Here is a 1383-nt window from a genome sequence, read left to right as displayed (position 1 = left end):
TTTCGCCAAAGAAATCTGCGCCACTTCTAAAACGCTCTATAATCCTTTTGTCCCTATTTGTTAAGGGCTTATTCTCCTGTATTTGTTGCTTGAATCTATGTGCCATAGACAGTTTAAGACTCCATTTTGTATATTCTGTATGTTCTTCTTCTGTCCATTCCGATTCAGGCTTTTTGAATTTTATGACATCCGGTTTAAAATTTTTCATAATATATCCGGCATAGTCTGCGACCGGAATTGTTTTAGGTATTTCGTTATTTATAATTATATTTCCTCCACATCTTCTTTTTCCCTGATATTTCCAATTGCCTCCATTAAAAAAGCGTATCACCGGTTTTGCCAGTAATACGCTTCGTTTTGTTGGTTGGTTTGCTACAGAATAATTGTTTTTACAAATTATAGAAAAATGCTAGTTACTTCTGTACAATTCTTATCCTTTCGCAAACATGATTTTTCTGTTTTTCGTAAAAATCGTTATCCTCTGTTTTAAGCAATATTTGCTTGTTTCAGACGATTAGTAGTCTAAATAAAACCAGAATTTTATTTAGATTTTGTTACTGTGAAGTGAGAAAGCACTATTATTGTTGTCTTATTCTCATTCAGCCCCTATACTATATATACAGCCTACCGCCATAGGTGAGTATTTAGAAAGGAGCTTTGAGAATATGGATAACAAAGATTTTCACTCTATCATACGTAATGCTTTGACAAATTATCTTTTTGAGCTAAATCAAAGCTGTTACGAACAACCAGAATGCAAAAAAGCCACATCAAAATGTGTTGACTATTTAGACTCAAATTTAATAGATGAACAATGGCTATTAAATAATCACCTGGTTGTATATTCTGCTTGTTGTTGTTATCATAAATCGTTGGATTCCTCGATTAAAGAGGCTCATGTTTCATCTGATGAAGAATCTCTTGCTAAACTTCGTAAAGAACGAGAAGTCATAATTCGCCTAAAGATGTTTTATAAGAACCATCATTTAGATTTTAACAACCCATTGCTTTAACAATATCATCGTCTTTCAGCTCAACACCGACTCTTATTTTTTCAATAAGATCTCGCTGCCAATCTTCTAGTTCGTCCACTCTCCATTCACTGATCTCTTGTGCAACGAAGCAGCGTTCCCTATCCCATATACTTTCTTGCTTATCCTTGTCTGTATATGGGATAGATCTGTAATATGTTTTCTCACTAAATTCATACTTTACATTGAAATATAGATATCGGAAATATTCTGTGTAATGTATTTCTTTTGGGATTTCTGCACCATAATATTTGCCGTTTACTTCTTTGTAATGATATAGCTTCTGTTCAGAAAGCCGTATGTCAAATAACTCTTCGATTGTTTTATCTTTGTCTTCCGGGTGTTCTTTAAA

The 1383-nt window shown here is 33.5% G+C and carries 1 protein-coding gene and 2 pseudogenes; 1 reads left to right on the top strand and 2 read right to left on the bottom strand.

What is annotated here, in order from left to right; all coding sequences use genetic code 11:
- Nucleotides 1-331: pseudogene (locus DMI82_RS20825) on the bottom strand (hypothetical protein); the annotation flags it as partial.
- Between the two features lie 334 nt (nt 332-665).
- On the opposite strand from DMI82_RS20825, the gene DMI82_RS19450 reads away from it, so the two are divergent.
- Nucleotides 666-1013: a hypothetical protein gene (locus DMI82_RS19450; RefSeq protein ID WP_029732399.1), complete on the top strand. Its 348-nt coding sequence runs from the start codon at nt 666-668 to the stop codon at nt 1011-1013.
- Here the strand turns inward: DMI82_RS19450 and DMI82_RS19445 are convergent.
- Nucleotides 994-1383: pseudogene (locus tag DMI82_RS19445) on the bottom strand (hypothetical protein); the annotation flags it as partial. The gene DMI82_RS19450 and the pseudogene DMI82_RS19445 overlap by 20 nt on opposite strands.

The organism is Blautia sp. BCRC 81119 (assembly GCF_003184505.1).
GTDB classification, from domain to species: Bacteria; Bacillota; Clostridia; order Lachnospirales; family Lachnospiraceae; genus Blautia_A; species Blautia_A fusiformis.
This window is presented reverse-complemented; position numbering and strand designations above follow the sequence as displayed.